The 25,125-nt window shown below is 62.8% G+C and carries 24 protein-coding genes; 17 read left to right on the top strand and 7 right to left on the bottom strand.

Annotated elements, in window-relative coordinates; all coding sequences use genetic code 11:
- Positions 1 to 22: 22 nt before the first annotated feature.
- Complete coding sequence (locus GC425_RS05105; RefSeq protein ID WP_151842306.1) at positions 23 to 520, bottom strand: DUF2505 domain-containing protein; 498 nt, start codon at positions 518 to 520, stop codon at positions 23 to 25.
- Between the two features lie 23 nt (positions 521 to 543).
- On the opposite strand from GC425_RS05105, the gene GC425_RS05100 reads away from it, so the two are divergent.
- Positions 544 to 1,836, top strand: a complete 1,293-nt coding sequence (locus GC425_RS05100) for a UDP-N-acetylmuramate dehydrogenase (protein WP_151843621.1) — start codon at positions 544 to 546, stop codon at positions 1,834 to 1,836.
- A complete protein-coding gene (locus GC425_RS05095; RefSeq protein ID WP_151843622.1) occupies positions 1,836 to 2,570 on the top strand; it encodes a TetR/AcrR family transcriptional regulator in 735 nt (244 codons plus the stop codon). Before GC425_RS05100 ends, GC425_RS05095 begins: the two co-directional genes overlap by 1 nt.
- On the opposite strand, the gene GC425_RS05090 is transcribed toward GC425_RS05095, so the two are convergent.
- The 4 genes from GC425_RS05090 to GC425_RS05075 all read right to left on the bottom strand — a co-directional run bounded on the left by GC425_RS05090 (position 2,571) and on the right by GC425_RS05075 (position 6,321).
- The gene (locus GC425_RS05090; RefSeq protein ID WP_151843623.1) at positions 2,571 to 2,735 is read right to left on the bottom strand and encodes a rubredoxin; all 165 of its coding nucleotides are present in this window, start codon (positions 2,733 to 2,735) and stop codon (positions 2,571 to 2,573) included. It abuts the gene before it with no gap.
- Between the two features lie 123 nt (positions 2,736 to 2,858).
- Positions 2,859 to 3,155, bottom strand: a complete 297-nt coding sequence (locus tag GC425_RS05085) for a hypothetical protein (protein WP_151843624.1) — start codon at positions 3,153 to 3,155, stop codon at positions 2,859 to 2,861.
- Positions 3,148 to 4,437: an alkane 1-monooxygenase gene (locus tag GC425_RS05080; protein WP_151843625.1), complete on the bottom strand. Its 1,290-nt coding sequence runs from the start codon at positions 4,435 to 4,437 to the stop codon at positions 3,148 to 3,150. Before GC425_RS05080 ends, GC425_RS05085 begins: the two co-directional genes overlap by 8 nt.
- Positions 4,438 to 4,530: 93 nt before the next feature.
- Complete coding sequence (locus GC425_RS05075) at positions 4,531 to 6,321, bottom strand: long-chain-fatty-acid--CoA ligase (RefSeq protein ID WP_151843626.1); 1,791 nt, start codon at positions 6,319 to 6,321, stop codon at positions 4,531 to 4,533.
- Positions 6,322 to 6,556: 235 nt separating this feature from the next.
- Between GC425_RS05075 and mshA the strand changes: the two genes are divergently transcribed.
- From mshA to GC425_RS05050, 5 genes are all read left to right on the top strand, one after another.
- Positions 6,557 to 7,816 (top strand): D-inositol-3-phosphate glycosyltransferase, encoded by a 1,260-nt coding sequence (gene mshA, locus GC425_RS05070; RefSeq protein WP_151843627.1) that lies wholly within the window; start codon positions 6,557 to 6,559, stop codon positions 7,814 to 7,816.
- Positions 7,817 to 7,958: 142 nt separating this feature from the next.
- Positions 7,959 to 8,540, top strand: a complete 582-nt coding sequence (locus GC425_RS05065) for a YbjN domain-containing protein (RefSeq protein WP_151842299.1) — start codon at positions 7,959 to 7,961, stop codon at positions 8,538 to 8,540.
- 17 nt (positions 8,541 to 8,557) lie between these two features.
- Positions 8,558 to 9,367 (top strand): phosphoglyceromutase, encoded by an 810-nt coding sequence (locus GC425_RS05060; protein ID WP_231699652.1) that lies wholly within the window; start codon positions 8,558 to 8,560, stop codon positions 9,365 to 9,367.
- Positions 9,368 to 9,496: 129 nt separating this feature from the next.
- Positions 9,497 to 10,738 (top strand): cell wall metabolism sensor histidine kinase WalK, encoded by a 1,242-nt coding sequence (locus GC425_RS05055; protein WP_257822283.1) that lies wholly within the window; start codon positions 9,497 to 9,499, stop codon positions 10,736 to 10,738.
- A 65-nt stretch (positions 10,739 to 10,803) separates the two neighbouring features.
- The gene (locus GC425_RS05050) at positions 10,804 to 11,499 is read left to right on the top strand and encodes a response regulator transcription factor (RefSeq protein WP_151842296.1); all 696 of its coding nucleotides are present in this window, start codon (positions 10,804 to 10,806) and stop codon (positions 11,497 to 11,499) included.
- A 63-nt stretch (positions 11,500 to 11,562) separates the two neighbouring features.
- Here GC425_RS05050 and GC425_RS05045 read toward each other — a convergent pair whose 3' ends face one another.
- Positions 11,563 to 12,480: a hypothetical protein gene (locus GC425_RS05045; protein ID WP_231699653.1), complete on the bottom strand. Its 918-nt coding sequence runs from the start codon at positions 12,478 to 12,480 to the stop codon at positions 11,563 to 11,565.
- Positions 12,481 to 12,511: 31 nt separating this feature from the next.
- Between GC425_RS05045 and GC425_RS05040 the strand changes: the two genes are divergently transcribed.
- The 6 genes from GC425_RS05040 (at position 12,512) to GC425_RS05015 (ending at position 18,546) form a co-directional block, all read left to right on the top strand.
- The gene (locus tag GC425_RS05040; protein WP_151843630.1) at positions 12,512 to 13,462 is read left to right on the top strand and encodes a Ppx/GppA phosphatase family protein; all 951 of its coding nucleotides are present in this window, start codon (positions 12,512 to 12,514) and stop codon (positions 13,460 to 13,462) included.
- A gap of 193 nt (positions 13,463 to 13,655) precedes the next feature.
- Complete coding sequence (locus GC425_RS05035) at positions 13,656 to 14,639, top strand: hypothetical protein (RefSeq protein WP_151843631.1); 984 nt, start codon at positions 13,656 to 13,658, stop codon at positions 14,637 to 14,639.
- A gap of 166 nt (positions 14,640 to 14,805) precedes the next feature.
- On the top strand, positions 14,806 to 15,645 hold the full coding sequence (gene proC, locus GC425_RS05030) for a pyrroline-5-carboxylate reductase (RefSeq protein WP_151843632.1): 840 nt from the start codon (positions 14,806 to 14,808) through the stop codon (positions 15,643 to 15,645).
- 360 nt (positions 15,646 to 16,005) lie between these two features.
- On the top strand, positions 16,006 to 16,212 hold the full coding sequence (locus tag GC425_RS05025; RefSeq protein WP_151842291.1) for a helix-turn-helix domain-containing protein: 207 nt from the start codon (positions 16,006 to 16,008) through the stop codon (positions 16,210 to 16,212).
- Positions 16,213 to 16,782: 570 nt separating this feature from the next.
- Complete coding sequence (locus GC425_RS05020) at positions 16,783 to 16,884, top strand: 30S ribosomal protein bS22 (protein ID WP_003855542.1); 102 nt, start codon at positions 16,783 to 16,785, stop codon at positions 16,882 to 16,884.
- Positions 16,885 to 17,181: 297 nt separating this feature from the next.
- Positions 17,182 to 18,546 (top strand): CitMHS family transporter, encoded by a 1,365-nt coding sequence (locus tag GC425_RS05015; RefSeq protein WP_151843633.1) that lies wholly within the window; start codon positions 17,182 to 17,184, stop codon positions 18,544 to 18,546.
- Between the two features lie 27 nt (positions 18,547 to 18,573).
- On the opposite strand, the gene GC425_RS05010 is transcribed toward GC425_RS05015, so the two are convergent.
- Positions 18,574 to 19,719, bottom strand: a complete 1,146-nt coding sequence (locus tag GC425_RS05010) for an HAD family phosphatase (protein ID WP_225723494.1) — start codon at positions 19,717 to 19,719, stop codon at positions 18,574 to 18,576.
- A gap of 151 nt (positions 19,720 to 19,870) precedes the next feature.
- Between GC425_RS05010 and GC425_RS05005 the strand changes: the two genes are divergently transcribed.
- The 4 genes from GC425_RS05005 (at position 19,871) to GC425_RS04990 (ending at position 24,845) form a co-directional block, all read left to right on the top strand.
- On the top strand, positions 19,871 to 20,089 hold the full coding sequence (locus GC425_RS05005; protein ID WP_231699654.1) for a glutaredoxin family protein: 219 nt from the start codon (positions 19,871 to 19,873) through the stop codon (positions 20,087 to 20,089).
- Between the two features lie 182 nt (positions 20,090 to 20,271).
- Positions 20,272 to 21,798, top strand: a complete 1,527-nt coding sequence (locus GC425_RS05000) for a glutamyl-tRNA reductase (protein WP_151843634.1) — start codon at positions 20,272 to 20,274, stop codon at positions 21,796 to 21,798.
- Positions 21,791 to 22,834, top strand: coding sequence for a hydroxymethylbilane synthase (gene hemC, locus GC425_RS04995; protein WP_151843635.1), 1,044 nt, complete (start codon positions 21,791 to 21,793; stop codon positions 22,832 to 22,834). The genes GC425_RS05000 and hemC overlap by 8 nt, the downstream gene beginning before the upstream one ends.
- Before the next feature lie 244 nt (positions 22,835 to 23,078).
- Positions 23,079 to 24,845 (top strand): uroporphyrinogen-III synthase, encoded by a 1,767-nt coding sequence (locus tag GC425_RS04990; RefSeq protein WP_151843636.1) that lies wholly within the window; start codon positions 23,079 to 23,081, stop codon positions 24,843 to 24,845.
- Positions 24,846 to 25,125 lie beyond the last annotated feature (280 nt).

Genomic DNA, 25,125 nt, shown 5'->3' with positions numbered 1-25,125 from the left:
CAGCCGATGTTACTGGCCGAGGCTACTGGTTGTCAGCCAGCCACTTTTCGATGCAGGCTGCCTCGCTGGCGAGGAAGTCCTCCAGCCACTCGGCGACCTTCGGCTCCAGCACTGGGCCCATCATCGGGATCTTCACATCCACGGCGGAATCCGCGACGAGCGTGGTGGTGTCCCCCTCGCCGGTCAGCTTCACCTCGGAGGAGAAGGACACGGGCGCGCCCTTGACCTCAGCGGTGACCTCACCGGTGATGGTGTTGTCCGCCAACGGGCCGAAGCTCGCGACGCGCTTGAGCTTCAGGTCCTGGGAGACGAAGCCGCGCACGGCCTCGGGAAGGGCGGCCTTGGGAAGAAGTTCGTACAGTTCCACCTTGGTGGGGTCTTCGGTGAAGGTGTGAACCTGGCCTGGCTCGTCACCGATGTTTTCTACCTCGTAGGTCCAGTAGGCGTTGGAGGTCAGGGCTTCGTGAACTTTTTCGATAGGAAAGTTGATCGTTGCGGTGTTCTCGCTGTGTGTAGTCATGTCAACAGACTACCCTGATACCCGTGACTGATTCGGATTTTTCCCCAGAAACTGTGTCCACATCTGAGACTGCAGCTGAGTCCACTTCTGCGACCGCACCTGCGACCACATCCGTGCCCGAGCGTGCCGAGCAGTTCGCGCAGACCGTGCCCGGCGCTCATAATGTGGGCCGCACCTTCGCGGAGCTGACCACCCTGCGCATCGGCGGCGCCCCCGCCGCCGTGATCGCCTGCGCCACCGCGGAGGCTCTGCACCAGGTGGTGGCCTGGGCCGATCAGGAGGAGATCCCAAACATTGTGGTCGGCGGAGGCTCCAACCTTGTGGTGGGCGAGGGGCCCGGGGTACAAGACCTGCTGGTCATTTGGGCGCACGCCGGAGCTGCGGGAGCCCAGGCGTCGGAGGAAGATCAGGACGCGGAGATTCAGGGCGAGTCCGACATCTCCGTGGATACGTCCACGGGCGTGGTGCGCGCCTTCGCCGGAGTGGTGCTGGATGAGCTGGTGGAGGTGACCGTGGCGGCGGGGCTTGGCGGCCTGGAGTGCCTGTCCGGTATCCCCGGGTCCGTCGGCGCCACCCCGGTGCAGAACGTGGGGGCGTACGGCGCGGAGGTGTCCCAGACGCTGCGGCGGGTGCAGCTGCACGAGCGCTCGACCGGCCGTTGGGAGTGGGTGGATCCGGAGTCCCTGGACCTGGACTATCGCTACTCCAACCTGAAGTTCACGCATCGCGCCGTGGTGACTGCTGTGGAGTTCCAGCTGAGCACCGACGGCCTGAGCGCGCCGCTGCGGTTCGGCGAGCTGGCCCGGCGCCTGGGTGTTACGCCCGAGGAGGGGCATGGCGTGCGCCGTCCCGTGGCGGAGGTGCGTGAGGCCGTGCTGGCGTTGCGCGCCGGCAAGAGCATGGTGCTGGACGAGGCCGATCACGACACCTGGTCCGCCGGGTCCTTTTTCACCAATCCCATTGTGGTGGGCCGGGACGCCCGGGATGCGGTGGTTGCCGCTGTGCGTACCCGTTGTTCCGACGCCGAAGCGGACTCCATGCCGCTGTACCCCGCAGGCCACAGCGCGGAAGGGGAAGAGCGTTTTAAGTTCTCTGCCGCCTGGCTGATTGAACGCGCCGGGTTTTCGAAGGGGTGGCACGTGCCGGGTAATGACAGGGCGTCCTTGTCTACGAAGCACACGCTGGCTCTGACGAACCGGGGTGGTGCGAGCAGCGAGGATGTTGTTGAGTTGGCTCGGGCTGTCCGCGACGGGGTGCGTGAGGCCTTCGGCGTGGTGCTGGAGCCGGAGCCCATCTGGTTGGGCGCCACGCTGTGATGGCTGAGCAGTCTGCGGGGCCTGAGCGCTGCGTGCGTTCGGAGCGGCCGGCGCATGCGGGGCGGTCGGTGCGTGAGGAAAAGCGCCGGGCAACCCACGCTGCCCTCCAAGACCACGCCACCCGGCTGGTCCTGGAGCGAGGCTTCGACGCCGTCACGGTCGAAGACATCTGCACCGCCGTGGGCATCTCCCCGCGCACCTTCTTCAATTACTTCCCCAGCAAAGAAGTGGCCGTGTTGGGGCCGGAGCCGGAACTCCCCGGAGAAGCAAGCGTTGAGTGGTTCGACGGAACCCGTGCTGAGGTGGCTGCCGAGCCGTCTCTGGTGTATCGCGTACTGGCGTTGATGTTTAGGCTCGTGACCAGCGAGTTGCGCAGCGATCAGTACCGGCCAGAGATCACCCGGCGGCGCCGGGTGATCCGGGAAGAAAACCCCGCCCTGGCGAGGAGCTTTTTCGCGAAGTTCCATGCGCTGCACGAGGATGTGGAACAGCACCTGGCGGAGTTCTTGCGCCAGCGGCCGGAGTGCCGCCGGCTGAGCGAACAACAGTGTCACGCCAGCCGAGAGGCTGGCGTGATCGTGGCGATGGTGTCCGCGGCCTTGAACACGGGCTTCAAGCAGTGGCAGCAGGCCGAGCCCACGAACCCCGCGGTGGCTTTTGAATACTGCCGGCAGACTCTGGAGGCGATGACGCTCATCGCCTCCACGAGTACCGGGGGCGCGGGGACGCCTTAGTTATCCCACCTGTTCGAAGTCCACCTTGTCCCGCACGCCACAGTCGGGGCAGAACCAGTCATCGGGCACGCTGTCCCACGGCGTGCCCGGTGGGAAGCCTTCGGTGTAGTCGCCTCGGTCTTCGTCATACTGATAGTCGCAACACGTGCATTTGTGGATAGCCATGGTGTTCCTCTCTTCTGTTGTGTGACTTCTCTTCTTCTGTTGTTCTGTCGTGGTGTTTCTCTGGAGCGTCCTCAGGTGCTCCCGTGACAGTGGTCTGCGCTGTGCTGCCGCGCGGCGCGTGCTTTAGCGCGCGGCTGCCGTGCCTCGCATCCGAGTGCGCTGCTGAGGCCGCGGGATGATGTACGTGGACGGCTGACCAGGACCTCGAACCACACCGGCGATGCCGGGAATGAGGAAGAACAAACTGATCACCAGAGTCCAGGGAATGATCGTGGCCAGCCCGCCAACTCCCAGGAATCCCAGCACCGCCAGAATCAATAGCCCCAGCCCCACCGCCGTGCCAGCCGACGCCAGCTCGTAGTGCTGCCGGGCACGAGCCCGCCGCTGCTCAACCGTCTCGGTCTGGACGCTCTCAGACATGGGATTCCCCTTCGTCCGCAGTGTGCCAGCGAGCCGCCAAAGCGTCGCGCTTCCGCGGCAGCACATTCGCCCGCCGGATGTCCCCGCCGTAGTGCTTCATGAGTCGTCGGTTCATGACGGCAAACCACAGTGGAGGAATGGACGCAAGAAAGATCATCGTTGCGTAGCCGGCTGGTAATTCGGGCGCTTTGGCGTCGGATCTCAAGGATTGATAACGGCGCGTGGGATTGGCATGGTGATCCGAGTGGCGCTGCAGCTGGTACAGGAAGATATTGGTGGTCAGGTTATCCGAGTTCCAGGAATGCTCCGGCGAGCAGCGCTCGTAACGGCCATCCGGCTGCAGCTGACGCAGCAGCCCATAATGCTCCAGGTAGTTCACGAACTCCAGAAGGGCAATGCCGATGACAGCTTGGATGAGCATCCACGGCAGGATCGTCCACCCAAACGCCAGGAACAGTCCGCCCCACACAACCACCGTCACCAGCCAGGCGTTGAGCACCTCGTTAGAGATGTGGAAGGAAGGCTTACCCTTGCGGGCCAGGCGCTTGCGCTCGATGCCCCACGCGCGCGGAATCTGCTGAGGGATCGAACGCACCAGGTAGGTGTACACGTTTTCCCCCATGCGGGAGCTCACCGGATCCTCCGGAGTGGCGACCTTCACGTGGTGGCCCTTGTTGTGCTCGATATAGAAATGCCCATAGGCGGGAATCGCCAGGGTGATCTTGCCCATCCAGCGCTCGAAGGAACCCTTCTTGTGGCCCAATTCGTGCGCGGCAACGATGCCGATTCCCGACGTCATGCCCATCGACCAGGCCACGCCCAACTTATCCCACAGGGCTAAGTCCCCGCTGGTCCAGAGGTAGCAGCACGCCACGATGGAGGCCAGCATGATGGGGAAATACAAGTACGTGATGATGCGGTAGAACTTTGTCTCCTCCAGCCAGGGGACGAACTCCTCCGGAACGTTCTCGCCATCGCGGCCCAGGATGAGATCCGCCAGAGGGATCAGGATGAACACGGAGATGGGGCCGGCCCACCAGGTGGCGTGGACCAGCCACTGGGGCCCGTTCAGTGCTTGGAGCCACTCCACGATTCCCCAGGCAATGAGGGGAATGGCCGCCGGGATCAGGCTGAACGCCCAGGAGTACTTCTTGGAATCCTTCCAGCCCTGGGGCCTGGCCGCGGGGTCTGCTGCGGAGCCGGCCGCAGACCTAGCCGCCGATGACGATGCCGCAGCGCTGCCCGCCCGGGCTGACGTGGGTGTTGGGCGTGTTGTGGTCATAATCCCTCCAGTGGTTGTAGCCGGGCCGCAGCTGCCTGACCGCAGCGACCTGCGTGCTGCGGCCGGGCGGCGTCGGGCTGACGGAGCCCGCCGTTACAGCATGGTCTGCACCAGGTCCTTCACCTCGCGGCGTCGGATCTTTCCGATCAGGTCGGCCGGCATCTCGTCGATGATGAAGAAGCGACGCGGCACCTTGTAGCGGGTCAGACCCTCACGGCAGTAGTCCTTCATCGCTTCGTGATCGAAGCTGGATTCGGACACGCCGTCGCGCAGAACAATCGCTGCCACCACTTCCTCGGAGCCGTCCTTCTGAGGCAGGCCAACCACGCCAGCCTTCACGATGTCCTGGTGCTCCTCCAGGTACTCCTCCACCTCAGCCGGGTAGACGTTGAAGCCACCGGTGATGATCATTTCCTTGATGCGGGACACGATGCGGATGAAGCCGTCGGGCTCCATGACTGCCATGTCACCGGTGCAGAACCAGTCCTCGAAGAACGGCTGGTCCTCGTCGGGGATGTTGATGTAGCCCTTGAAGACCTGCGGGCCGCGAACCAGAAGCTCGCCGGCCTCGCCATCGGGCATGGTGCGGCTGAAGTCCTCCGGGTCTGCCACGCGCAGCTCCGTGTCCGGGAAAGGAATACCGATGTGACCGGCGCGGCGGTCCGGGGTGATGGGGTTGGCCACGATGATCGGAGCCGTTTCCGTCAGGCCGTAGCCCTCGATGATCTTTCCGCCAGTCTTCTTCTCCCACGCCTCCGTGGTGTGCACGGGCAGAGGAGCCGCGCCGGACAGGGCGTTGTTGATGCCCTTGAGGTCCAGGTTATGGCTGTCCGCGGCCTCCAGGATCTTGTCGTACAGGGTAGGAACGCCCGGCATGTAGGTAGGAGTTTCCTTCTTCAGTTGATCCACGATCAGCGGAACCTCCGGCTTCGGCAGCAGCACCAGCTTGCCACCGGTCGCCACGCCCAACGCCGTGGTGAGCGTCAGGCCGTACACGTGGAACATCGGCAACGCCGCCAGGTAGCGCTCCTGGCCACCCTTGCCCAGGTCCTTCACCCACGCCAAGCCCTGCGTCACGTTGCACATGATGTTGCCGTGGGACAGCAGAGCACCCTTCGGCTTGCCGGTGGTTCCAGAGGTGAACAGAATCAGTGCCGGATCGTTCGGACCCAAGTCCGGGTGAATCTCAATGTCCTTGCCGTTGCCGCCCATCTTGTCGGAGCTCACAGCACTGAAAGGAATGGTTCCCGGCGCCGGTGCATGCAGCAGCTCCCGCTTCTCCTTAATGGACTTCAGCGGCAGCTTCAGGGCGAACTGCTTGATCTTCGGCATGGCCTCGATCATGTTGACGGAGATGATCGTCTCCAGCGGAGTCTTACCCACCAGGGACTGCGCCAACGGCGCCACCTTATCCCAGGCGATGCAGACCTTCGCGCCGTGATCGTTGAACGGCCCTTCCAGCTCGCGCGCCGTGTACAGCGGGTTGTGCTCGGCCACGGTGGCGCCCAGCGTTAGGATCGCGAAGTAGGCGATGATGTGCTGCGGGCAGTTCGGCAGAATCACGGCCACGCGGTCGCCCTTCTTCACGCCCAAGTGCCGCAGGCCCGCCGCGAAAGCATTGACTTGCTCCTGCAGCTCAGCGTAGGAGGTGGACGCCCCGAAGAACTCCAACGCCGTATTCTGTCCGTTCTTGCGCACAGAATCCTTCAGCATGTGCGCCAGCGTGTCCTCGGAGTATTCCAAGGTGTGCGGAGTCCACGGCGCGTAGTACTTCAGGTACGGCTTCTCCTTCCACGCCGTACCTTCTGGGGCCGGTCCATTGGTTGCGTTGGCTTCGTTGCCTGCTGGCACGCCATTGTGTGGGGTGTCTTCGGCGGTCGTCATCACGTATTCCTTTTAATGTTTCGACTGAGCTGTCTTAGCTGTCTGGGCTGGCTGTGAGTTATCTCGGTTGTCATCTCGATCGCGGAGATCGTGGAGATTGTGACCAGGATAACGTTTGCCACTCAAGTATTCAGCAGAACAAAGAAGTTTCACAGTAAAAAACTGTTCAGCCCTCACACACAGCACCCCCGCTGAAGCCCGCTGAAGGCCCCGCCGCCCGCGTACACTAGCCGTTATGCGCGTTGCGATGATCTCGATGCACACCTCCCCCCTGGAACAAGCGGGCAGCGGCGATGCCGGCGGAATGAATGTTTATATAAGAAATACGGCCGTGCAGCTCGCGAGGCTCGGCGTCGACGTAGATATATTTACCCGAGCAACCCGCCCACTCCAAGGGGAAATTGTGGACGTTGAGCCCGGCGTGCGCGTCATCAATTGCGTGGCCGGGCCCTACGAGGGACTAGCGAAGGAGGCGCTGCCCACGCAGCTGGCGGCGTTCACCGGCAGTGTGCTGGCGTTCGTGCGTCACCACGGCATCACCTACGACCTGCTGCACTCCCACTACTGGCTGTCCGGGCAGGTCGCCTGGCTCCTCCGCGACCTCTGGAACGTCCCCTGGGCCCACACGTCCCACACGCTCGCGGCGGTGAAAAATAACTCGCTCGCCGAAGGTGACTCGCGCGAACCCGAATCCCGCATGATCTGCGAGCAACAAATCGTGGACAATGCGGATCTCCTGATCGTTAATACCGACGCCGAAGCGCGCGACCTCACAGTCTCCTACGATGCCGAAGGCGCCAACATCCACGTGGTCGCGCCGGGCGCCGACGTGGAACACTTCACGCCCGGATCCGACCGAGCCACGGAACGCTGGCGCCGAGCGCTAGGCATCTCCTTCCGCGCGAAGGTGATCGGGTTCGTGGGCCGCCTGCAGCGCCTCAAGGGGCCGCACGTGCTGCTGCGCGCCGTGGCGGAGCTCCAGCGGCGGCACCCCGAGCAGCTGCTGAGCGTGATGGTGTGCGGAGGATCGTCCGGCGCTGGGGAGGACAGCCTGGAGTTCCTACAGAACCTGGCCGCTGAACTTGAGATCGCGGGGTGCGTGCGGTTCCTACCACCGCGGCCGCCGGAGGAGCTGGTGGCGGTGTACCAGGCGGCGGATGTGATCGCGGTGCCGAGCTATAACGAGTCCTTTGGGCTGGTGGCGCTGGAGGCGCAGGCCTGCGGCACGCCCGTGGTGGCGACGCGTGTGGGAGGGCTGCCGATCGCCGTGGAGGAAGGGAAGTCCGGTGTGTTGGTGGACGGTCACGAGACGGCCGCGTGGGCTGATGCGTTGGAGTCCTTGATCCTGGATGATGAGCGCCGGATTGCGATGGGCGAGTATGCGCCGGAGCATGCGGCGAAGTTTTGCTGGTCGGCGACGGCTGTGCGGTTGAAGGAGTTGTATGAGCAGTTGCCGCCGCAGGGGTGTGGTGGGCCGCGGCAGCCTGCGGGATAAACTCTGTACAAATTGTTCGATCAAAACGCCAGATTTGGGCCCAAATCTGGCGTTTTGATCGAACATTTTGGGAGGGGTGCGCCTGAGCGCACCCCTAGCTTTTCCTTCACGTGGCAGCGCCACCTCATATAACGTGGAAGCTATGGATCGACAAGGAATCTGTGACCTCTTAGATACAGCAGAGGTTGAATACCAGGACGCGGGCGACAACGTTGTAGTGGTGCTACCAGGCGAGAAGCGCCTGAAAACCAATTGCATCTTCATCCCCCAAGAAGGCATGTTCCGAGTAGAAGCCTTCGTCTGCCGCCGCGTGGAGGAAGCCCAGGAAGAGGTGTACAAGCTCCTCCTGCACGCCAACCGCAAGAGCTTCGGTGTGCATTACACCCTGGACCGCAACGATGACATCTACTTGGTGGGGCAATTCCCGGACTCCACCACGGCCGACGATGTGCAAAGAATCCTGGGCCAGGTGCTCGAGCGCGCGGATCAGGACTTCAACCGGATCCTGGAGCGCGGCTTCGAATCCTCCATCAAGCACGAGTGGGCCTGGCGCTTGTCCCGCGGGGAACCGACGTTCAACTTGGCGGCATTTGCGCACCTCAAGCCGGATGAGGCAGAGGTTGCCTTGCTGTCCCCACCGCCGGATTCCGACCTGCCGGAGACTGCCCATCAGGCAGCTGACCCCCAAACGGGGCAGGAAACAAACAAGGAATCAGAGCAGTAGGTGGCACAATAGACACTATGACCGAAAACACCAGCTCCGAAAACAGCTCTAACAGCTCTAACAGCTTTAATAACTCTGACAACAATGGAACCCTGATCCTCCTCCGCCACGGCCAGAGTGAATGGAACGCCTCCAACCAGTTCACTGGTTGGGTGGATGTCGCTCTGACGGACAAGGGCCGTGAGGAGGCGAAGCGCGGCGGCGAGCTGCTGAAGGAAGCAGGCTTGGAGCCTACTGTGTTGTACACCTCGTTGCTGCGTCGTGCGATCACCACGGCAGCTCTGGCGCTGGATGCGGCTGACCGCCACTGGATCCCCGTGATCCGCGATTGGCGTTTGAACGAGCGCCACTACGGTGCGCTCCAGGGCCTGAACAAGGCGGAGACGAAGGACAAGTACGGCGAGGACCAGTTCATGAGCTGGCGCCGCAGCTACGACACCCCACCGCCAGAGATCGAGCTGGACAACGAGTACGCCCAGACCAATGATCCTCGCTACAGCGACCTGCCTGAGGTTCCTCGCACCGAGTGCCTGTTGGACGTGGTGAAGCGTTTCATTCCTTATTACGAGGAGGAGATCGAGCCGCGCCTGAAGCGGGGCGAGACTGTGCTGGTTGCTGCGCATGGTAACTCTCTGCGCGCGCTGGTGAAGCACTTGGACAAGATTTCCGATGAGGACATCGCTGCCCTGAACATCCCTACCGGCATTCCGCTGGTGTACACCATCGGCCAGGATGGTTCGGTGTTGAATCCGGGTGGCCAGTACCTCGATCCGGAGGCTGCGGCCGCTGGTGCTGCTGCTGTCGCTGCTCAGGGCGAGGCCAAGTAGCCCCGACGCCGCCGCGCCCCGTCCCATCCTCTCCGCGCCCGAACTTCCGCACTGCGTCGCCCACCCGTCCTAGTGCTCTCGCACCGCCACCCCAAGCTCTGTGCGTGCCAGCGTGTACATTGAACTCCTATGAGTGAACTTGGACTAGCGGTGCTGTGCGGCGTGGCCGCGGGTGTGCTGGTCACTGTGGTGGCTGTGCTCCTGTATCGCCTGCGCGTGCGGGAGCTTCGCCATCGCAAAACGCAGGCGGACCTGGAGGACAACAAGGTTTCCACGGTGTCCCAGGTGTTGTATTTTGCGGTGCAGTCGTCGCCGGATGCGGTGGTTGTGGTGGATAAGCGCCGCAGTGTGGTGCTGTCGAATCCGCGTGCGCATGAGCTGGGTTTGGTTAAGGAGCGCATGGTTCATCCCGAGGTGTGGGAGATCGTGGAGCAGGTGCTGGTGGATCAGGTGTCTCGTGAGATGACAGTGAAGCCGGTGGTTCAGCGTGGCGCCCGCCCGGTGATGGAGGTTGCGGGTCATGTGCAGTTGTTGACGCTGACGGATGATCGCTATGTTGTGGTGTATGCCTCGGATGTGTCGGAGCAGATCCGCATGGAGTCGGCTCGGCGTGATTTTGTGGCGAATGTGTCGCATGAGCTGAAGACTCCCGTGGGTGCGATTTCTTTGCTGGTGGAGACGATGATGTCGGTGAAGGATGATCCGGAGTCTGTGGAGTATTTCGGGGGGAAGCTCACGAAGGAGGTCTCGCGCATGAGCACGATGATCACGGAGCTGATTTCGCTGTCGAAGTTGCAGGGTGCGGAGTCCTTGCCTGATCCGCAGATTCTGGATATTGATTCTATTGTCGACGCCGCCGTGGAGCGCTGCCGTCTCGCCGCTGAGACGGCGGGAATTGAGATTGTCACGGATGCGGGGTTGGGTGTGCCTGTCCGAGGAGACAGGAATTTGCTGGTTACTGCGTTGAGTAATTTGGTGACGAATGCGATTAATTATTCGCCGCAGGGTAATTCGGTGTCTATTTCTCGGCGGGTGGATGCTGGTGCGGTGAGGTTGAGCGTGACGGATCGTGGGATTGGTATTGCGCCGGAGGATCACGAGCGTGTGTTTGAGCGGTTTTTCCGGGTGGATAAGGGGAGGTCTCGGGATACGGGTGGCACGGGCCTGGGCTTGGCGATTGTGAAGCATGTGATGGTGAACCATGGTGGGTCGGTGAGTTTGTGGTCGAGGCCGGGGACTGGGTCGACGTTTACGTTGGAGTTGCCGGTGTATGACGAGGCTCAGCAGAAGGCAGCGGGTGGCTATGTGTCGTCGTTGTCGTTGGGTTCGGGGGCTGACGATGATGATGACGATGATGAGGCACTCAACTAGAGGTAGCGCGAACTGGCCGTGTACCCTTGGGCTTTAGTGCTGTCGATCCAGAGAGGTTTTCCGCTGTGACCAGTGTTCTTATTGTCGAAGACGAGGAATCATTGGCGGAACCATTGGCGTTCTTGCTGAAAAAAGAGGGCTTCGAGGTGTTTATCGCCGGTGATGGCCCCACTGCCTTGGAGATGTTCGAGGCTAACCATGTGGACATTGTGCTTCTGGACCTCATGCTGCCGGGGATGTCTGGCACGGAGGTCTGCCGGACGCTCCGGCAGACCTCCAGTGTGCCGGTCATTATGGTGACCGCGCGGGATAGCGAGATCGACAAGGTTGTTGGTTTGGAGCTGGGCGCGGACGACTATGTCACCAAGCCGTACTTTGCCCGGGAGCTGATCGCTCGTATCCGCGCTGTGTTGCGTCGGGGAGGGGATAACGAGATCCCGGCTGAGGACGCGGATGACGGCTTGGTGTTCCGCGAGGGCCGCGTGGTGCTGGATGTTGAGCGGCATATCGTGACCGTGGACGGGCAGCGGGTCCAGCTGCCCCTGAAGGAGTTCGACCTGCTGGAGTACCTGATGCGCAATAGCGGTCGGGTGTTGACGCGTGGGCAGTTGATTGACCGGGTGTGGGGCGCGGACTACGTGGGCGATACTAAGACGCTGGATGTTCACATCAAGCGCCTGCGCTCCAAGATTGAGGAGGAGCCGTCCCGCCCGCAGATTCTGGTGACGGTGCGCGGGCTGGGCTATAAGTTCGAGGCCTAGGCCTGCGCGCGGTCCGCGTACGGACCGCGCTCGCAGAACGGAGGCTGGAGGCGTGCGCGCCTCCTAGGCCTGCGATTCCCGGCGGCGCTGCTCCAGCGTCGCCGGATGAATCGCGATCAACGGGAGCCCGCTGGGCGACAGCGCAGCGAGCTTCTCCCGCTGCTCGCAATGCTGCGCCAGCACCTCGTAGGCCGGGGCTCCGATGAGCTCCTCCAACTCCTCCTTGTGCGTGCGCCACAGGGGATCGGCCCCTGCATGGCAGGTGGGGTCAGTGGTGCAGTACCAGTCGAAGTCCTCGCCGCCGTTGCCCCAACCCCGGCGGTTGTATTCGGTGATGGTGGTGCGCAGCTGCTCCACGCCGTCGGGACGAACCTCCCACTCTTCAAGCCGGCGCAGGGGAAGCTGCCAGCACACCTCCGGCTTGGAGTCCACGATGGACAGCCCATGCTTGAGGGCATAGGCGTGCAGCGCGCAGCCGGTTCCCGCGGGGAAGCCCGCGCGGTTGGCGAAGATGCACGCGCCGTCGACGACCACGGTCTTGAGCGCGGGTTCCATCTCGCCCTCATCGTTTTCCAGCTCGTCCCACTCCAGCCACGGCTCCACGCGCTCCTGCCCGCCGCTCCCGCGAGTGCCCGCTTGCTCGTGACAACGTCCCCAATGCTGCCAATCCTCAGGCCCCAAACGCTCCGCCATCTCACGCAGACGAGAACGGTCATCCTCGTCCGTCAGAAACGCCCCATGTCCGCAACAGCCGACGTCGCGCGCGCCGGCGTCGATTCCAAGACAGGATTCGGTGCCAAAGCGGCAACGGTAGGACGACAGCAACCACGTCAGATCCAGAGAAATAATGTGCTCAGGATCAGCAGGGTCCAAAAACTCCAACCACTCCCGGGGATAATCAGCAGGAAGCTCCCGGCCAGATTGCACTGACAAGTCCGCGGGTGTGCCCTCGGGGTAACCCGATGCGATGTGTGTACTCACAAGCACCTACCGTATCGGTTAATCTTAAGCAGTGCGATTAGGTGTCCTAGATGTCGGAAGTAATACGGTTCACCTCGTGGTGGTTGACGCCCAACGAGGCGGCCCGCCAACACCCATGAGCAACTGGAAAACCCCCATGCGCCTGGTGGAATACCTGGACACACAAGGCGCCATTAATAAGGAGGGCATCGACCGGCTCACCAAAGGCGTGGCCCTGGCCCGCGAAATGGCGGACCAGTTCCAATGCGAATCCATGCTGGCATTCGCAACCTCCGCGATTCGCAGCGCAGCGAACGGGGAAGCCGTGCTGGATCATGTGGAGAAGAAAACCGGTGTGCGGCTGCAGATCCTCTCCGGAGAGGACGAAGCGCGCCTGACCTTCCTGGCGGTGCGTCGATGGTTCGGCTGGTCGGCAGGCCGCATCTGCGACCTGGACATCGGTGGCGGATCCTTAGAAATCTCCGTGGGGGATAACGAAAACCCTGACATCGCGTGCAGCGTGAACCTCGGCGCGGGCCGCTTGACCCGCGACTGGTTCGAAACGGACCCGCCGAGCAAGAAAGCCATCGCCGACCTGCGGGAATACATCGACGAAACGCTCAAAGATCCGGTGAAACAGATCAAGGAATACGGCGAGATCGACCTGGCCGTGGGAACCTCCAAAACCTTCAAAATGCTGGCGCGCCTGACGGGTGCGGCGCCGTCCTCCGCGGGCCTGCGGGTGGAGCGACGGCTGACCCAGGCCGGCCTGCGTCAGCTGATCGCGTTCATCTCCCGCATGACCGCCGCGGACAGGGCAGAGCTGGAGGGCGTGAATGTGGATCGCTCCTACCAGATCGTGGCCGGCGCGCTGGTCGCGGAGGCGACGATGCGCCACCTGGACATCGATACGTTGAAGAACTGTCCGTGGGCGTTACGCGAGGGTGTGATCTTTGCGCACACGGATGTGGAGAAGGCGCCGTGGAGTTATTGGACGCATTAGGGCTGTAAGTGTGCGCTGCGAAGCGGTCACACGGCCTGGCGCGATAGGCTAATTTAGGCTGTAATAACTTTTAGAGTAACTTCTGTGTCACGTCCGGGTGCGTTCGGCAATTATCGGCCTGGTGGATCTCAGAGTAATATGCACTCTTAAAGTGCCATGTGACGTAGGCGTTTTAAGCTGATGGGAAACGTGAATGAGTGAGAAGCTAACCGTTGCAGAACTGCTGGCCCGCCATGGGCGCAGCGGTTCTTCCGACAGTTCTCGTCCGCATCGTCGTCGCAGCCTGTCCGAGGGCGGTGTGAGCGTTGCGGAGCTGACGGGATCCATCCCCGTCGTGAAGGATGAGCACATCCGCGCTGCTCAGGCGCTGGACAGAGATTCGGTGAACGTGACCGAGCCGGAGATCCTGGAGGCCGAGCTGGTCGATGCTGAGGAGACGGAGGCTGAGGTACGTACTGTGACCGACGCCGACCAGGTCGCCGCCGAACCCATCGATGTGGAGCTTGCTGGGGATGATCCCATCGACGCCGAGGTTGCCGACCCAGAAGCCCCCGCCGAAGAATCCGGCGCGGCTGTTGCTGCGGCTGCTGCGGCTGCCGCGCCTGCCGCCCAGACTGCTGTGCCAGAGGCCCCCGCCGATAAGCCCAGCGCTCCTGCTGCACCTGCCGCAGTGGATGCGCCCGCTGATGCTGCCGCGGGGGAGGCTCGCGCTGAAGAAACTGAAGAAGCTCGCGAGGGTGCAGAAGCCGACACCGTCGAAGTTGACGAGGCCGAAGCAGACCACGCTGAAGAGGCCCGTGACGTCGAAGAAGCCGATGAGGTCGAGACCGACCGTGCCGAAGGCCCCGTGGAAGGCCCGAAAGAGTTCGAAGAACTCGTCGCCACCCTCTCCGACAACGAGGTCGTGGACTTCGAAGACAACCGCATCTCCTGGCCAGCCATGATCGCCCAGGCTATCGGCGCGGTCGCTGCGGGTGTGCTGATCTTCATCGGCTTCAACCTGCTGTGGGCCAACGTCAGCCCCATCATCGTGCTGGCCTTGGCGCTGATCGCGACCGTCGCCATGGTCGTTGGAGTGCACCTGCTGCTCCGCCACAAGGACAAACTGCTGATGATCCTGGCCCTTATCGTGGGCCTGGTGCTGACCATCGGGCCGCGCCTCATCATTGGCATATAGCTCTCATCATCGGTATATAGCCTCGCGATAAATATCCGCTCACGCCCGGTCCAAGGCCTCCCACACCTCACGCCCCAACCGCCCTCCTGCCACCGCAGGAGGGCGGTGTGCACTGCTCACAGCCTGCAAGGGTGCGAAACACGAGTGAAGCTGGCACTCTGGAGATATGACACGAATTGGAATTATTGGTGGAGGAAACATTGGCGAAGCTCTCATCTCGGGCGTGATCTCGGGAGGCGTGGACGCCAAGCACGTCGTGGTGAGCGACCCCGCCCAGCCGCGACGCGAAGAACTGCGCGAACGCTACGGCGTGGTCGCTACGGACGACGCCACCGAAGCAGCCGAAGAGGCCGACTTTCTGGTGATTGCCGTCAAGCCAGATGTGGTCGGCGTCGTTCTCAAGGACATTGCAGACACGGTGAGCGGCAATTCCGCGGACACGGTCGTGGTATCCGTGGCGGCCGGCGTGTCCATCGGATTCATGGAGTCCCAGCTGGCCGCGGGAACCCCCGTGGTGCGCGTCATGCCGAACACGCCGATGCTGGTGGGCAAGGGTGCCAGCGGCATCGCCGGCGGACGCCACGCGGAGGACTCGCACCTGCAGGGCGTGAAGAAGCTCATGGAGAACACCGGCCGCGCGCTGATCGTCAAGGAGAAGGACCTGGACGCCGTGACCGCCGTGTCCGGCTCCGGCCCGGCGTACTTCTTCCTGGTCGTGGAGGCGATGACGGACGCGGGCGTGCAGCTCGGCCTGCCACGTCCAGTTGCGGAGGAGCTGGCCGTGTCCACCGCTGCGGGTTCTGCGGCGATGCTGGAGCGGAACCTGGATGAGGATGATGGGGACGACGCCAACACTCTCCGCACGAAAGTCACCAGCCCTGGCGGCACCACTGCGGCCGCTACTCGGGCGTTGGAGGAGAACGGTCTGCGTAAGGCCTTCTTCCAGGCGATGCAGGCCTGCCGCGATCGTTCCGTGGAGCTGGGGCAGCAGAACAAGGAAGACTAGTGGCGAGGCGGCTGCGCGCGTCCTGAGTCGACCTCTCTGGCGCCGCTTGCCCAGTTGCGTCCTGAGTCGGATCTCCCGGCCGGATGATCGCAGCGCCGGCGCCGCGACCGAGGAGTCCTCTCCCCCAACATGTGGGTATGCTGCCGCTGCCTTCTGTAACACTGTTCACAGCTTTAGCGTGCGATAACATGCGATAACTTGCGTGGCAGCAGTAGTGAAGGGTCTCACACGTCCATTTTTTCCCTCTATTTCACATAAATCACAAGAATCACGTACGATTATGGACGAGCGATTCACGTGCGATGTCGTGCAGGAGGGGAAGCCTGCCGCGCATGAGGGCGCCAAGAAAGTGAAGAAAATATGGCTAATGCTAGTAATGACAATGGAAGCTTCTTGACCGTTGCTGAGGTTGCAGACCTCATGCGCGTGTCCAAGATGACTGTGTACCGCTTGATCCACTCCGAAGAGCTGCCAGCCGTTCAGGTAGGCCGCAACTTCCGTGTGCGTGAGTCCGCAGTGAACGAGTACCTGGGTTCTTCGGAATACACTGCAACGAAGACCGGTTAAGCTTCTTAAGCGCCCTGAGCTCCCTGAGCGTTCCTTGAGGAACACTCAGGGAGCTTTGCTGTGTGCGGGCTCCGCGCGCGAGCGCGCACTGCACGCGGGGGGGTGCGCGCTGCCGCGCCGCGGTTGTGGGCCGCGCTGCACGTGGAGCGTACTGCCTGCGCGCTGCCGCACCCCGCGCCGTCGGCGCCGCGTGCCGGCGTCGGCCGATGAGAAATTGCCATAGCGTGACACACTTAAGCCCCGGAAGTCTCTGAAATGGCCCACTTTCGAGTGTTTCCGGGGCTTAACTGTGTCATGCCGTTGTACTTCTGCCCCTCAGGGAGCTGCGACGTTGCTGCCAGTGCGTGGTGCGTACGGTGCGCGCGGCGCGTGCCCGGGCTGGCTACACAGCGCGTGGAACAGCGCGCGAAGCGCGCCCCGCTTTGGTGACGGGATGGGGGACGCGCTAAACTATTGACCATTCGTGTCGGTCCGCCCCACTTTTGTCAGACTGGCACCGTGTCCGCCCGCCGGAAGGTCAGGCTGGGCGTGAACAAGATATGACCATCGATATGAAGCGAGGTTCCCACAATGGGTTCTGTTATTAAGAAGCGCCGCAAGCGTATGTCCAAGAAGAAGCACCGTAAGATGCTGCGCCGTACCCGCGTTCAGCGTCGTAAGTTGGGCAAGTAAGCCTTCGCACCCACAAATTGCTCGGTCATATCGCCACTTTTCCGCCGAAAAGTGGCGATATGACCGAGCAATTTGCTTTGGGGGTGTGGTCTCCTGAGAGCTGTGAGTTCTCGAGTGTTTCTGGCTCCGAACATTCCGAGCGCAACCTGAGTTAGACTTACTCGAACACTGACGACCACTTGCCCCGTCCTCGGTATGCGGCCGCCCAGCGCCAAGCCTGAGCCCGGCACACACCAGTGCCGCCCGGCGCCAGCCGCCCGCCATCCACAGCCGGGGTCACGACCGGGAGAATGACGCATGAACACTCCATTGGGCCTCACTGTGATGGGGCTGGTTATCATCCTGAGCACGGTCACCCTGCTCATCCGCGGCAAAGTGAACCCCATCGTGCCGATGACTCTGGTGCCGATCGCAGGCGCCCTGATCTGCGGCTTCGGCCCGGAGGACATCGCGGATTTCTTCTCCTCCGGTCTGGGCTCCGTCATCAACGTGGTGGTGATGTTCATCTTCGCCATCATTTTCTTCGGGATTCTCCAGGACGTGGGTCTCTTCGTGCCGGTCATCCGCGCGCTGATCACCGCCACGCGCGGCAAGGTCCTCCTCGTGACCCTCGGCACCGCCGCGATCGGCATTGTGGCCCATCTTGATGGCTCGGGTTCCACCACGTTCCTGCTCACCATCCCTGCGCTCTTGCCTCTCTATCAGGCTTTGGGCATGTCGCGGTATGTGTTGCTCACTATTGTGGCGTTGGCGGCGTCGGTGATGAATATGGTGCCGTGGGGTGGCCCGCTGGGCCGCGCGGGTGCGGTGGTTGCGCAGGAGCCGAATCAGATCTGGTTGCATATTTTGCCGATGCAGGCGCTTGCGGTGGTCATGGTGTTCCTCGTGGCTGCCTGGTTGGGCTGGACTGAACAACGACGCCTAGCCGGCCTCCGCGCCACCGGCCAATTCCACGGCCCGGCTATCGTGGATGTGCGGACGGTGGCTGCTGATTTCGCGGCGTCGCATGAGAAGGATGTCCAGGACAAGGGCTATTCTTATCGTTCTGCCCGGTGGGTGACCATCACGAACGTGCTTTTGGTGCTCGTGACTCTGGTGGTGTTGTTGGCGGACATCCTCCCGCCCGCGCCGGCGTTCCTGATCGCCACGACGATCGCCATGATCGTGAACTTCCCGACTGCCGATGAGCAATCCAATGCCCTCCGACGCCACGCGCCGAACGCCTTGGCCATGGCAGGTGTGATCCTGGCTGCTGCGATGTTCCTGGGGGTGTTGAATGAGTCGGGGATGTTGGAGGAGATCGCGCTGGCGTTGGTGAGGGTTCTTCCTGAGTCCGTGGGGCCGTATCTCCATGTGATTGTGGGGCTGTTGGGCGTGCCGTTGGATATGCTGACCTCCACGGATGCCTACTACTTCTCGGTGTTGCCGATTGTTCAGGAGTCTGTGGGCACGTTCGGGGTGAGTGGTATGGGGGCCGCGGCGGCGTTGATCATCGGCAATGTGATTGGCACGTTTGTGTCGCCGTTTTCTCCGGCCCTGTGGCTGGCTCTGGGTTTGGCTCAGGGGCAGATGGGTAAGTACTTGAAGGTGGCGTTCCCACTGGCGTGGGCGTTCTCTGCGGTGTTGGTGCTGATTTCTTTCGGGGTGGGGATCCTACACTAGCGCCGTGTGGCGCGCATACTGCCACGCTCAGCGCCGCTTGATCCAGTAGCCTCCCGCCACGGCCGCAGCCCCTGCGGCCGGGGCGCCGTAGCGCTTCAATATTCGCCGAGTGCGGCGATAATCGCGGATCTCCCAATCGCGTGCCTTGGCAATTCTGCGTAATTCCGAATCGGGATTCACTGCCACCGCGGTGCCCACCATGGACAGCATGGGAAGGTCATTAGAAGAATCCGAATAGGCGGTGCACCGCTCAAGATCTAATCCCTCAGACGCCGCCAAGGCCAGCACCGCGTGCTTCTTACCTGGGCCGTGCAGAATATCACCCACCATATTCCCGGTGAACTTCCCATCTTTCACCTCAGTGACGGTCCCTAAGGCGCCTGTGAACCCCAGTTCACGGGCGATGATCTGCGCCAACTGCACCGGGGAGGCTGTCACCAACCACACCTCGTGGCCGGCGCGCAGGTGCTTATCGGCCAATTCCTTCGTGCCGGGGAAAATGCGTTCGGCCATATTTTGAGCCCAGATTTCCTCACCCAATTGAATAAGGTCCTGCTCTTTATGGCCAGCCACTAATTGCAACGCCTGCTGGCGTCCCGATGCAATATCGCCGGCATTTTCCTTGCCCATCACGCGGAACTTCGCCTGCATCCACAGAAACTGTAGAATCTCTCCCACCGTGAAGAACTTCTTCCGCGCCAAACCTCGGGCAAACACCAGCAGGGACGCGCCCTTAATCAGGGTGTTATCCACATCGAAGAACGCGGCGGCACCTAGGTCCTGGGGGATCGTGGGGTCGGGAGTATTCAGGCGGTTTGATCCCCCGGCAGCCATAGAAGCGCCCTGGAGGTTGCGCAGCCCCGTCCGGAACTCGTCCCCGGTCATTTCGTAGCTATCCGCCAAGCGGTCAATCTTGGCATTCGTCTCCGCGTCGAAAGCTTCGGGGTCTAGGTACGCCCCGGGGTTCAGGTAGCGTCCCCGGAGTGCGGCCATCGCACTGGCCTGACCAGCAACTTTCTGCGCCTCGTCACCCTGGGTAGGGAAGATCTCCCGGCTCAGACGACGGCGAACTAAGCCCCGCACGCTGAGTATCGCGGCGCTGGTGGCGTCGGTTATGGTCTCGCTGGCGGCACGCGTGGTGCGGGCGAGGTCAGTCAGGGAGGGCGCGTTCACACACAAAAGGTTACCCTCTCGCACAGAGGAACGCGGCGAGCAGTCAACGAATGAGGCAGGGAATCGGCCAAAGAGTCGGTCAGGGAATCGGCTAGGGAGTCAGCCACGGATTAGGATGAGCATCATGCAGCCCACCCACACAGTTACAGTCATGACACGCTCCACCTGCGGTTCTTGTGCGCGAGTGGTGGAGCAGATCCGGCCCATCGTGGAGCGGTTCCACAGCACCCTGGAGATTTTGGATGTGGACACGGACGGCCCCGGCCTGGATATGGAGTTTGGCGATCGCGTGCCCGTGGTCCTGGTGGATGATGAGGAGATTGCGTGCTGGGAGGTGGATGACCAGGAGTTGATCGCGGCGCTGTCGTAGGCGGCCGCACCCGCGCCCGAGCCGCGCACTGCACCCGCGCCTCCCCCTGCTTCCTTAACCCCTCCATAACAAAGCACCACTGTTGTTTTGTCATAGGGGTGGGTTAAGGGATACGGTTAGGGGTCGATAATCGACGTAGCAGGAAACGTGGCACAAACGTAGCAGGAGAGGCGAGCATCGCAATGAGCTCTAGCACCAGGATCGGTACCGGTTCGGCGTCCGTGTTGCTGGTTGGCTTATCCTTCCGCTCTGCCCCCGTGTCCATGTTGGAGAAGGTCAATGTGGCCGACAGTGAAATGTCGAAGCTGCAGCTGGCGCTGGTGGACAACGAGGTCATCAGTGAGTCCCTGGTGCTGTCCACCTGCAACCGCATGGAGTTCTACACCGTCTCGAACGCCTTCCACTCCGGTTTGGATCATGTGGTGGAGACGATTTCGAACATGACTGGGGTGACTGCGCAGGAGCTGGAGCCGCACCTGTACGTCCACTATTCCAACGCCGCCGCGGAGCACATGCTGAACGTGGCCAGCGGGCTGGATTCGATGGTGATGGGGGAGCAGCAGATCATCGGCCAGTTGCGTTCCGCGTACCAGGTGGCTGACGAGACGGGCACGGTGGGCCGGACGCTCCATGACCTGACCCAGCGGGCCCTGCGCACCGGCAAGCGCGTCCACACGGAGACGTCGATTGATAGTGCTGGGGCGTCCATGGTCAGTTTCGCCGTGGACCGTGCGTTGCGATTTTTTGATTCCGACGCCCAGCGCACATCCGCGCAGCGACCGTTAGAAGGGAAGCGTGCGGTGATTGTGGGTGCTGGGGCGATGGCGAGCTTGGCGTCGACTTATGTGGGAAGGCTCGGCATTGACCACGTGACGGTCGCCAACAGGACCGTGGCGCGTGCGGAAAATCTGGCGGCGCACGCCGTGGAAGCGGGGGTGAGCGCGCACGCCATTGGTCTGGAGGGCATCTCGGCGGCGCTGGTGGACGCGGATATTGTGGTGTCCGCGACGGGCGCGGTGGGCAACGTGATCACCCGCGCGCACACGGAGGAGGCGCTGCGGCAGCGCAGCCCGCGGCCGCTGGTGATGTGCGACCTGTCCATGCCACGCGATGTGGAGCAGGCCGTGGCGGAGCTGGACCAGGTGACACTGCTGAACATCGAAGAGCTGACCACCATGGCAGGCGAAGGCGTGGAGGATGAGGAGTCCGCGCGCGAGATCGTGGCCCGGGAGCTGGAGGAGTTCCTGGAGGACCAGAGGGCGCAGGCCGTGGTGCCGACGGTGAAGGCCATGCGCCAGAAGGCGGCCGACGTGGTGGCGGCGGAGCTGCTGCAGTTGGAAAAGCACACCCCGGGGATGTCGGAGCTGGATCGTCGGGAGGTGGAGCGGACTGTGCGTCGCGTGGTGGATAAGTTGCTGCACACTCCGACGGTGCAGGCGAAGCGCCTGTCTGCCGACGGGGAGCGGGTGACGTACACCGATGCGTTGGCGGCGCTGTTTAACCTGCCGATGGGCACGGTTGAGTCCGTGACGGAGGCCCGGTCGCAGGGGGCTGTGACGGCCAGCGCTGCGAGTGCTGCGACTGCGAGGGGCGCTGTGGGCGCCCTTGGCCTTGGCAGCGAGACTGCGCTGAGTGACAGTGCGCAGAGCGGTATTGCGCAGAGTGGTACTGCGCAGCGCGAGACTCTACAGGGAGAGAAGAATGACTAACCCTCAGCACACGCCGGAGGAGAACGCGGCGGCTCAGCGCTCCGAGAACGCGGCGGAGAAACCACTGCTGCTCGGCACGCGCGGATCCCTGCTGGCCACCACCCAATCCGGCCATGTGAAGGAGGCCGTGGAGGCCCGCGGAGAATCCGTCGAGTTTCACATTGTGCACACTCCGGGGGACGCGAGCCAGGCGTCGCAGATCCCGGTGGCGGCAATTGGCGTGGGAGTATTCACGGAAACCCTGCGCACGGCCCTGCATGACGGCGAGTGCGACATTGCGGTGCACTCCTTCAAGGACCTGCCGACGGCACCGGATCCGCGCTTCCGCACAGTGGTGCCGAAGCGCGTGGACCCGCGTGAGGTGCTGGTCTCCCGGGACGGCTCCGGGCTGATGGACTTGCCAGCGGGCGCGAAGGTGGGAACCTCCGCGCCACGACGGGTGTCCCAGGTCCGGGCTCTGCGCCCCGACCTGGAACTGGTGCCGCTGCGCGGCAACGTGGGCACGCGCATGGACCGGGTGAACCAGGATCTGGACGCGGTGATTCTGGCGCGCGCGGGGCTGGAGCGTATCGGCCAGCTCGAGCGTGCGGCGGAATCCATCGACCCCATGGTGCTGATCCCCGCCCCAGCCCAGGGTGCCCTGTCCGTGGAAGTTCGCTGCGACGACCAGCGAGCCTGGACCGCCGTGCGAGCCCTGGACCACCTGCCCAGCCACATCGCCGCCGTGGCGGAACGCGCAGTGCTGGCGACCTTGGAAGCCGGCTGCTCGGCGCCCGTGGCTGTCCGCTCCGAGTGGACCACCGACGGCCAACAGCTGACCGTCACCGGTGGAGTGTTCGCCGTGGACGGCTCCCAACAATTGGTGGAATCCAGGACCGAAATATTCGACCTACCTGCTGAGATGGACGCCGACGGCCATCACAACCTGGACCACGAGGCCAGAGAGCGCATCCTGGTCCATGCCCGAGCCTTGGGCAGCGAGGTGGGGCGCACACTGATAGACAGAGGTGCCGCGCGCATCGTGGCCGCCACGTAAACATCTGGGCGCCGCGGCCACCAGCCACAGTGCGTCCGTTAAAACCAGCACCACGTTGTTCCTCGATTCGTTCACAGATTCGTCCAACGTTTTCGCCCATAGTTTCGTCCACAGTTTCGTTTAAAGTTTCGTTCACATTCCTGCCTAGGTTCATGTGCCTCTCCAGAGCAGAACTCCAGTAGCGGAGAATCCCAGTAACGGAGAGCTTCAAGAGACTAGGCAGCTACCGTAGAAAGCACATCCCATGACCGTTTCCGGATTGACCCCGATAGGCAACGGCCGCATCTTATTTGTTGGCGCAGGCCCCGGTAACCCGGATTTGCTGACTGTGAAAGCCCGCGACGTGCTGGTCAATACCGCGCACGCGTGGGTGGATCCTGCGGTGCTCACCGCGGTACGGAAGCTGGTGGGTTCTCGCGTGCCGGTGCCTCAGGAGAAGCTGGATGCAGCAGAGGCGCAGTGGGAAGAGCAGGTCAAGGCCGCGAAGGAGGCCGGGGCGCGCCGTAAGCCACCCCGCCCGGAGCCTCCCACGGCCGCGGAGATCGTCATCGCTGCACCGGGGGATCCCCAGGACGTGGAATCCGCCACGTGGAACAGCAGTGCTGAACCCGATCCGTCGGAGGTCCCCGTCCCGCCCAAGGACGTCGCCGCGGCCATGGTGGCCTGCTCCAAGACGGGACACGACGTGATCCGACTGGTGGCCGGCAACCCCCTGAGCAACCCTTACGTGATGGAGGAACTCCAGGAAGTGGCGAACCTGGGGGCGGACTTCCAAGTGGTGCCAGGCATGACGGGATCCGTGGCAGTGCCAGCCTTCACGGGTATTGGCGTGGGCCCGGACGTTACCGAAGCTGACGTGCGCGGAGGTGCCGATTGGGACCAGCTGGCCAATGCGGGATTGCCGTTGATTTTGACCGCCTCGCCGTCGGACTTAGCGGGGATCGCCAGCGAGCTGAAATCGCACGGCGTGGCCGGCAGCACCCCGGCGACGGTGACGCTGCATGGAACGACTCGGCGTCAGCGGTCCTACGACGTCACGTTGGATACGTTGAAGTCCATTGCGGCGGCCTCGGGCCCGGCGGCCAAGGAAGGGGAGCTGCCGGAGGAGATGCTGGTGACGATCGGCAGCCAGGTGGGCAACCGGTCTAAGTACTCCTGGTGGGAAAACCGGGCGCTTTATGGCTGGACGGTTCTGGTGCCCCGAGCCAAGGACCAGGCCGGACCGATGAGTACCCAGCTGGCATCCCACGGGGCGATCCCCGTGGAAGTGCCGACGATTTCCGTGGAGCCACCGCGAAGCCCGCTGCAGATGGAGCGTGCCGTGAAGGGGCTGGTGGATGGCCACTACCAGTGGATCGTGTTCACCAGCGTGAACGCGGTGAAGGCTACGTGGGAAAAGCTTAACGAGTTTGGGCTGGACGCTAGGGCTCTTGCCGGCGTGAGGGTCGCCGCGGTGGGGCCGAAGACGGCCCAGGCCGTGCAGGACCTGGGGATCACACCGGAGCTGCTTCCCAGCCCCGAGGAGCGCAATGCCTCTGGCCTGGTGAAGGTGTTCCCGCCGTGCGATCCGGACCTGGACCTGGTGGACCGAGTGCTGTTGCCTCGGGCAGACATCGCCACGGACGTGCTGGTCGATGGCCTGATCAACCTGGGGTGGGAGGTCGACGACGTGGTGGCCTACCGCACCGTGCGCGCGGCTCCTCCGAGCCCGGAGATCCGAGACATGATCAAGACTGGTGGGTTCGACGCCGTGTGCTTCACCAGCTCCTCAACCGTGAAGAACCTGGTGGGCATTGCTGGGAAGCCGCATGCCCGCACCATCATCGCGTGCATTGGGCCGATGGCGGCTCAGACGGCGAAGGAGTACGGGCTGCGCGTGGACGTGATGCCTGATGTGGCAGGCGTGCCCGAACTGGTGGATGCGCTGGCGAAGCATGTGGCGATGTTGCGTGCGAATAACCAGCTGCCGCCGCCGCGGAAGCGCCGGCGGCGCCGCAAGAAGGCGGAGTAGCCCCTCTACAAATTGTTCGATCAAAACGCCAGATTTGACCCCAAATCTGGCGTTTTGATCGAACTTTTTTGGTTGGGAGCGCGGGGGCTAGCCGCCAAGCGGCCTCATGCTGGGCGGCTTCGTGCTGGGTGGGTTCGTGCTGGGTGGGTTCGTGCTGGGTGGGTTCGTGCTGGAAAGCCTGAGACGGCGAAGTGCTTCTAACCTTTACCCCATAAAGGGTTGCATCCATCGTCGATGGTTACCGCACGAAAATGATGAAGTTTAAGATTCCTCTTAACTA

Origin of the sequence: Corynebacterium sp. zg254, assembly GCF_024701495.1 — a bacterium.
Taxonomy (GTDB): Bacteria; Actinomycetota; Actinomycetes; order Mycobacteriales; family Mycobacteriaceae; genus Corynebacterium; species Corynebacterium zhongnanshanii.
The sequence above is the reverse complement of the archived record's forward strand: the minus strand, read 5'-3'. Positions and strand labels throughout refer to the sequence as shown.

Coding starts and splice junctions, on each gene's coding strand:
- GC425_RS05000 (WP_151843634.1), top strand. CDS start 20,272: ATGAGCTCTAGCACCAGGATCGGTACCGGTTCGGCGTCCGTGTTGCTG.
- GC425_RS05005 (WP_231699654.1), top strand. CDS start 19,871: ATGACACGCTCCACCTGCGGTTCTTGTGCGCGAGTGGTGGAGCAGATC.
- GC425_RS05055 (WP_257822283.1), top strand. CDS start 9,497: ATGAGTGAACTTGGACTAGCGGTGCTGTGCGGCGTGGCCGCGGGTGTG.
- mshA (WP_151843627.1), top strand. CDS start 6,557: ATGCGCGTTGCGATGATCTCGATGCACACCTCCCCCCTGGAACAAGCG.
- GC425_RS05105 (WP_151842306.1), bottom strand. CDS start 520: ATGACTACACACAGCGAGAACACCGCAACGATCAACTTTCCTATCGAA.
- GC425_RS05095 (WP_151843622.1), top strand. CDS start 1,836: ATGGCTGAGCAGTCTGCGGGGCCTGAGCGCTGCGTGCGTTCGGAGCGG.
- GC425_RS05090 (WP_151843623.1), bottom strand. CDS start 2,735: ATGGCTATCCACAAATGCACGTGTTGCGACTATCAGTATGACGAAGAC.
- GC425_RS05020 (WP_003855542.1), top strand. CDS start 16,783: ATGGGTTCTGTTATTAAGAAGCGCCGCAAGCGTATGTCCAAGAAGAAG.
- GC425_RS05085 (WP_151843624.1), bottom strand. CDS start 3,155: ATGTCTGAGAGCGTCCAGACCGAGACGGTTGAGCAGCGGCGGGCTCGT.
- GC425_RS05035 (WP_151843631.1), top strand. CDS start 13,656: ATGAGTGAGAAGCTAACCGTTGCAGAACTGCTGGCCCGCCATGGGCGC.
- hemC (WP_151843635.1), top strand. CDS start 21,791: ATGACTAACCCTCAGCACACGCCGGAGGAGAACGCGGCGGCTCAGCGC.
- GC425_RS04990 (WP_151843636.1), top strand. CDS start 23,079: ATGACCGTTTCCGGATTGACCCCGATAGGCAACGGCCGCATCTTATTT.
- GC425_RS05060 (WP_231699652.1), top strand. CDS start 8,558: ATGACCGAAAACACCAGCTCCGAAAACAGCTCTAACAGCTCTAACAGC.
- GC425_RS05075 (WP_151843626.1), bottom strand. CDS start 6,321: ATGACGACCGCCGAAGACACCCCACACAATGGCGTGCCAGCAGGCAAC.
- GC425_RS05065 (WP_151842299.1), top strand. CDS start 7,959: ATGGATCGACAAGGAATCTGTGACCTCTTAGATACAGCAGAGGTTGAA.
- GC425_RS05025 (WP_151842291.1), top strand. CDS start 16,006: ATGGCTAATGCTAGTAATGACAATGGAAGCTTCTTGACCGTTGCTGAG.
- proC (WP_151843632.1), top strand. CDS start 14,806: ATGACACGAATTGGAATTATTGGTGGAGGAAACATTGGCGAAGCTCTC.
- GC425_RS05080 (WP_151843625.1), bottom strand. CDS start 4,437: ATGACCACAACACGCCCAACACCCACGTCAGCCCGGGCGGGCAGCGCT.
- GC425_RS05015 (WP_151843633.1), top strand. CDS start 17,182: ATGAACACTCCATTGGGCCTCACTGTGATGGGGCTGGTTATCATCCTG.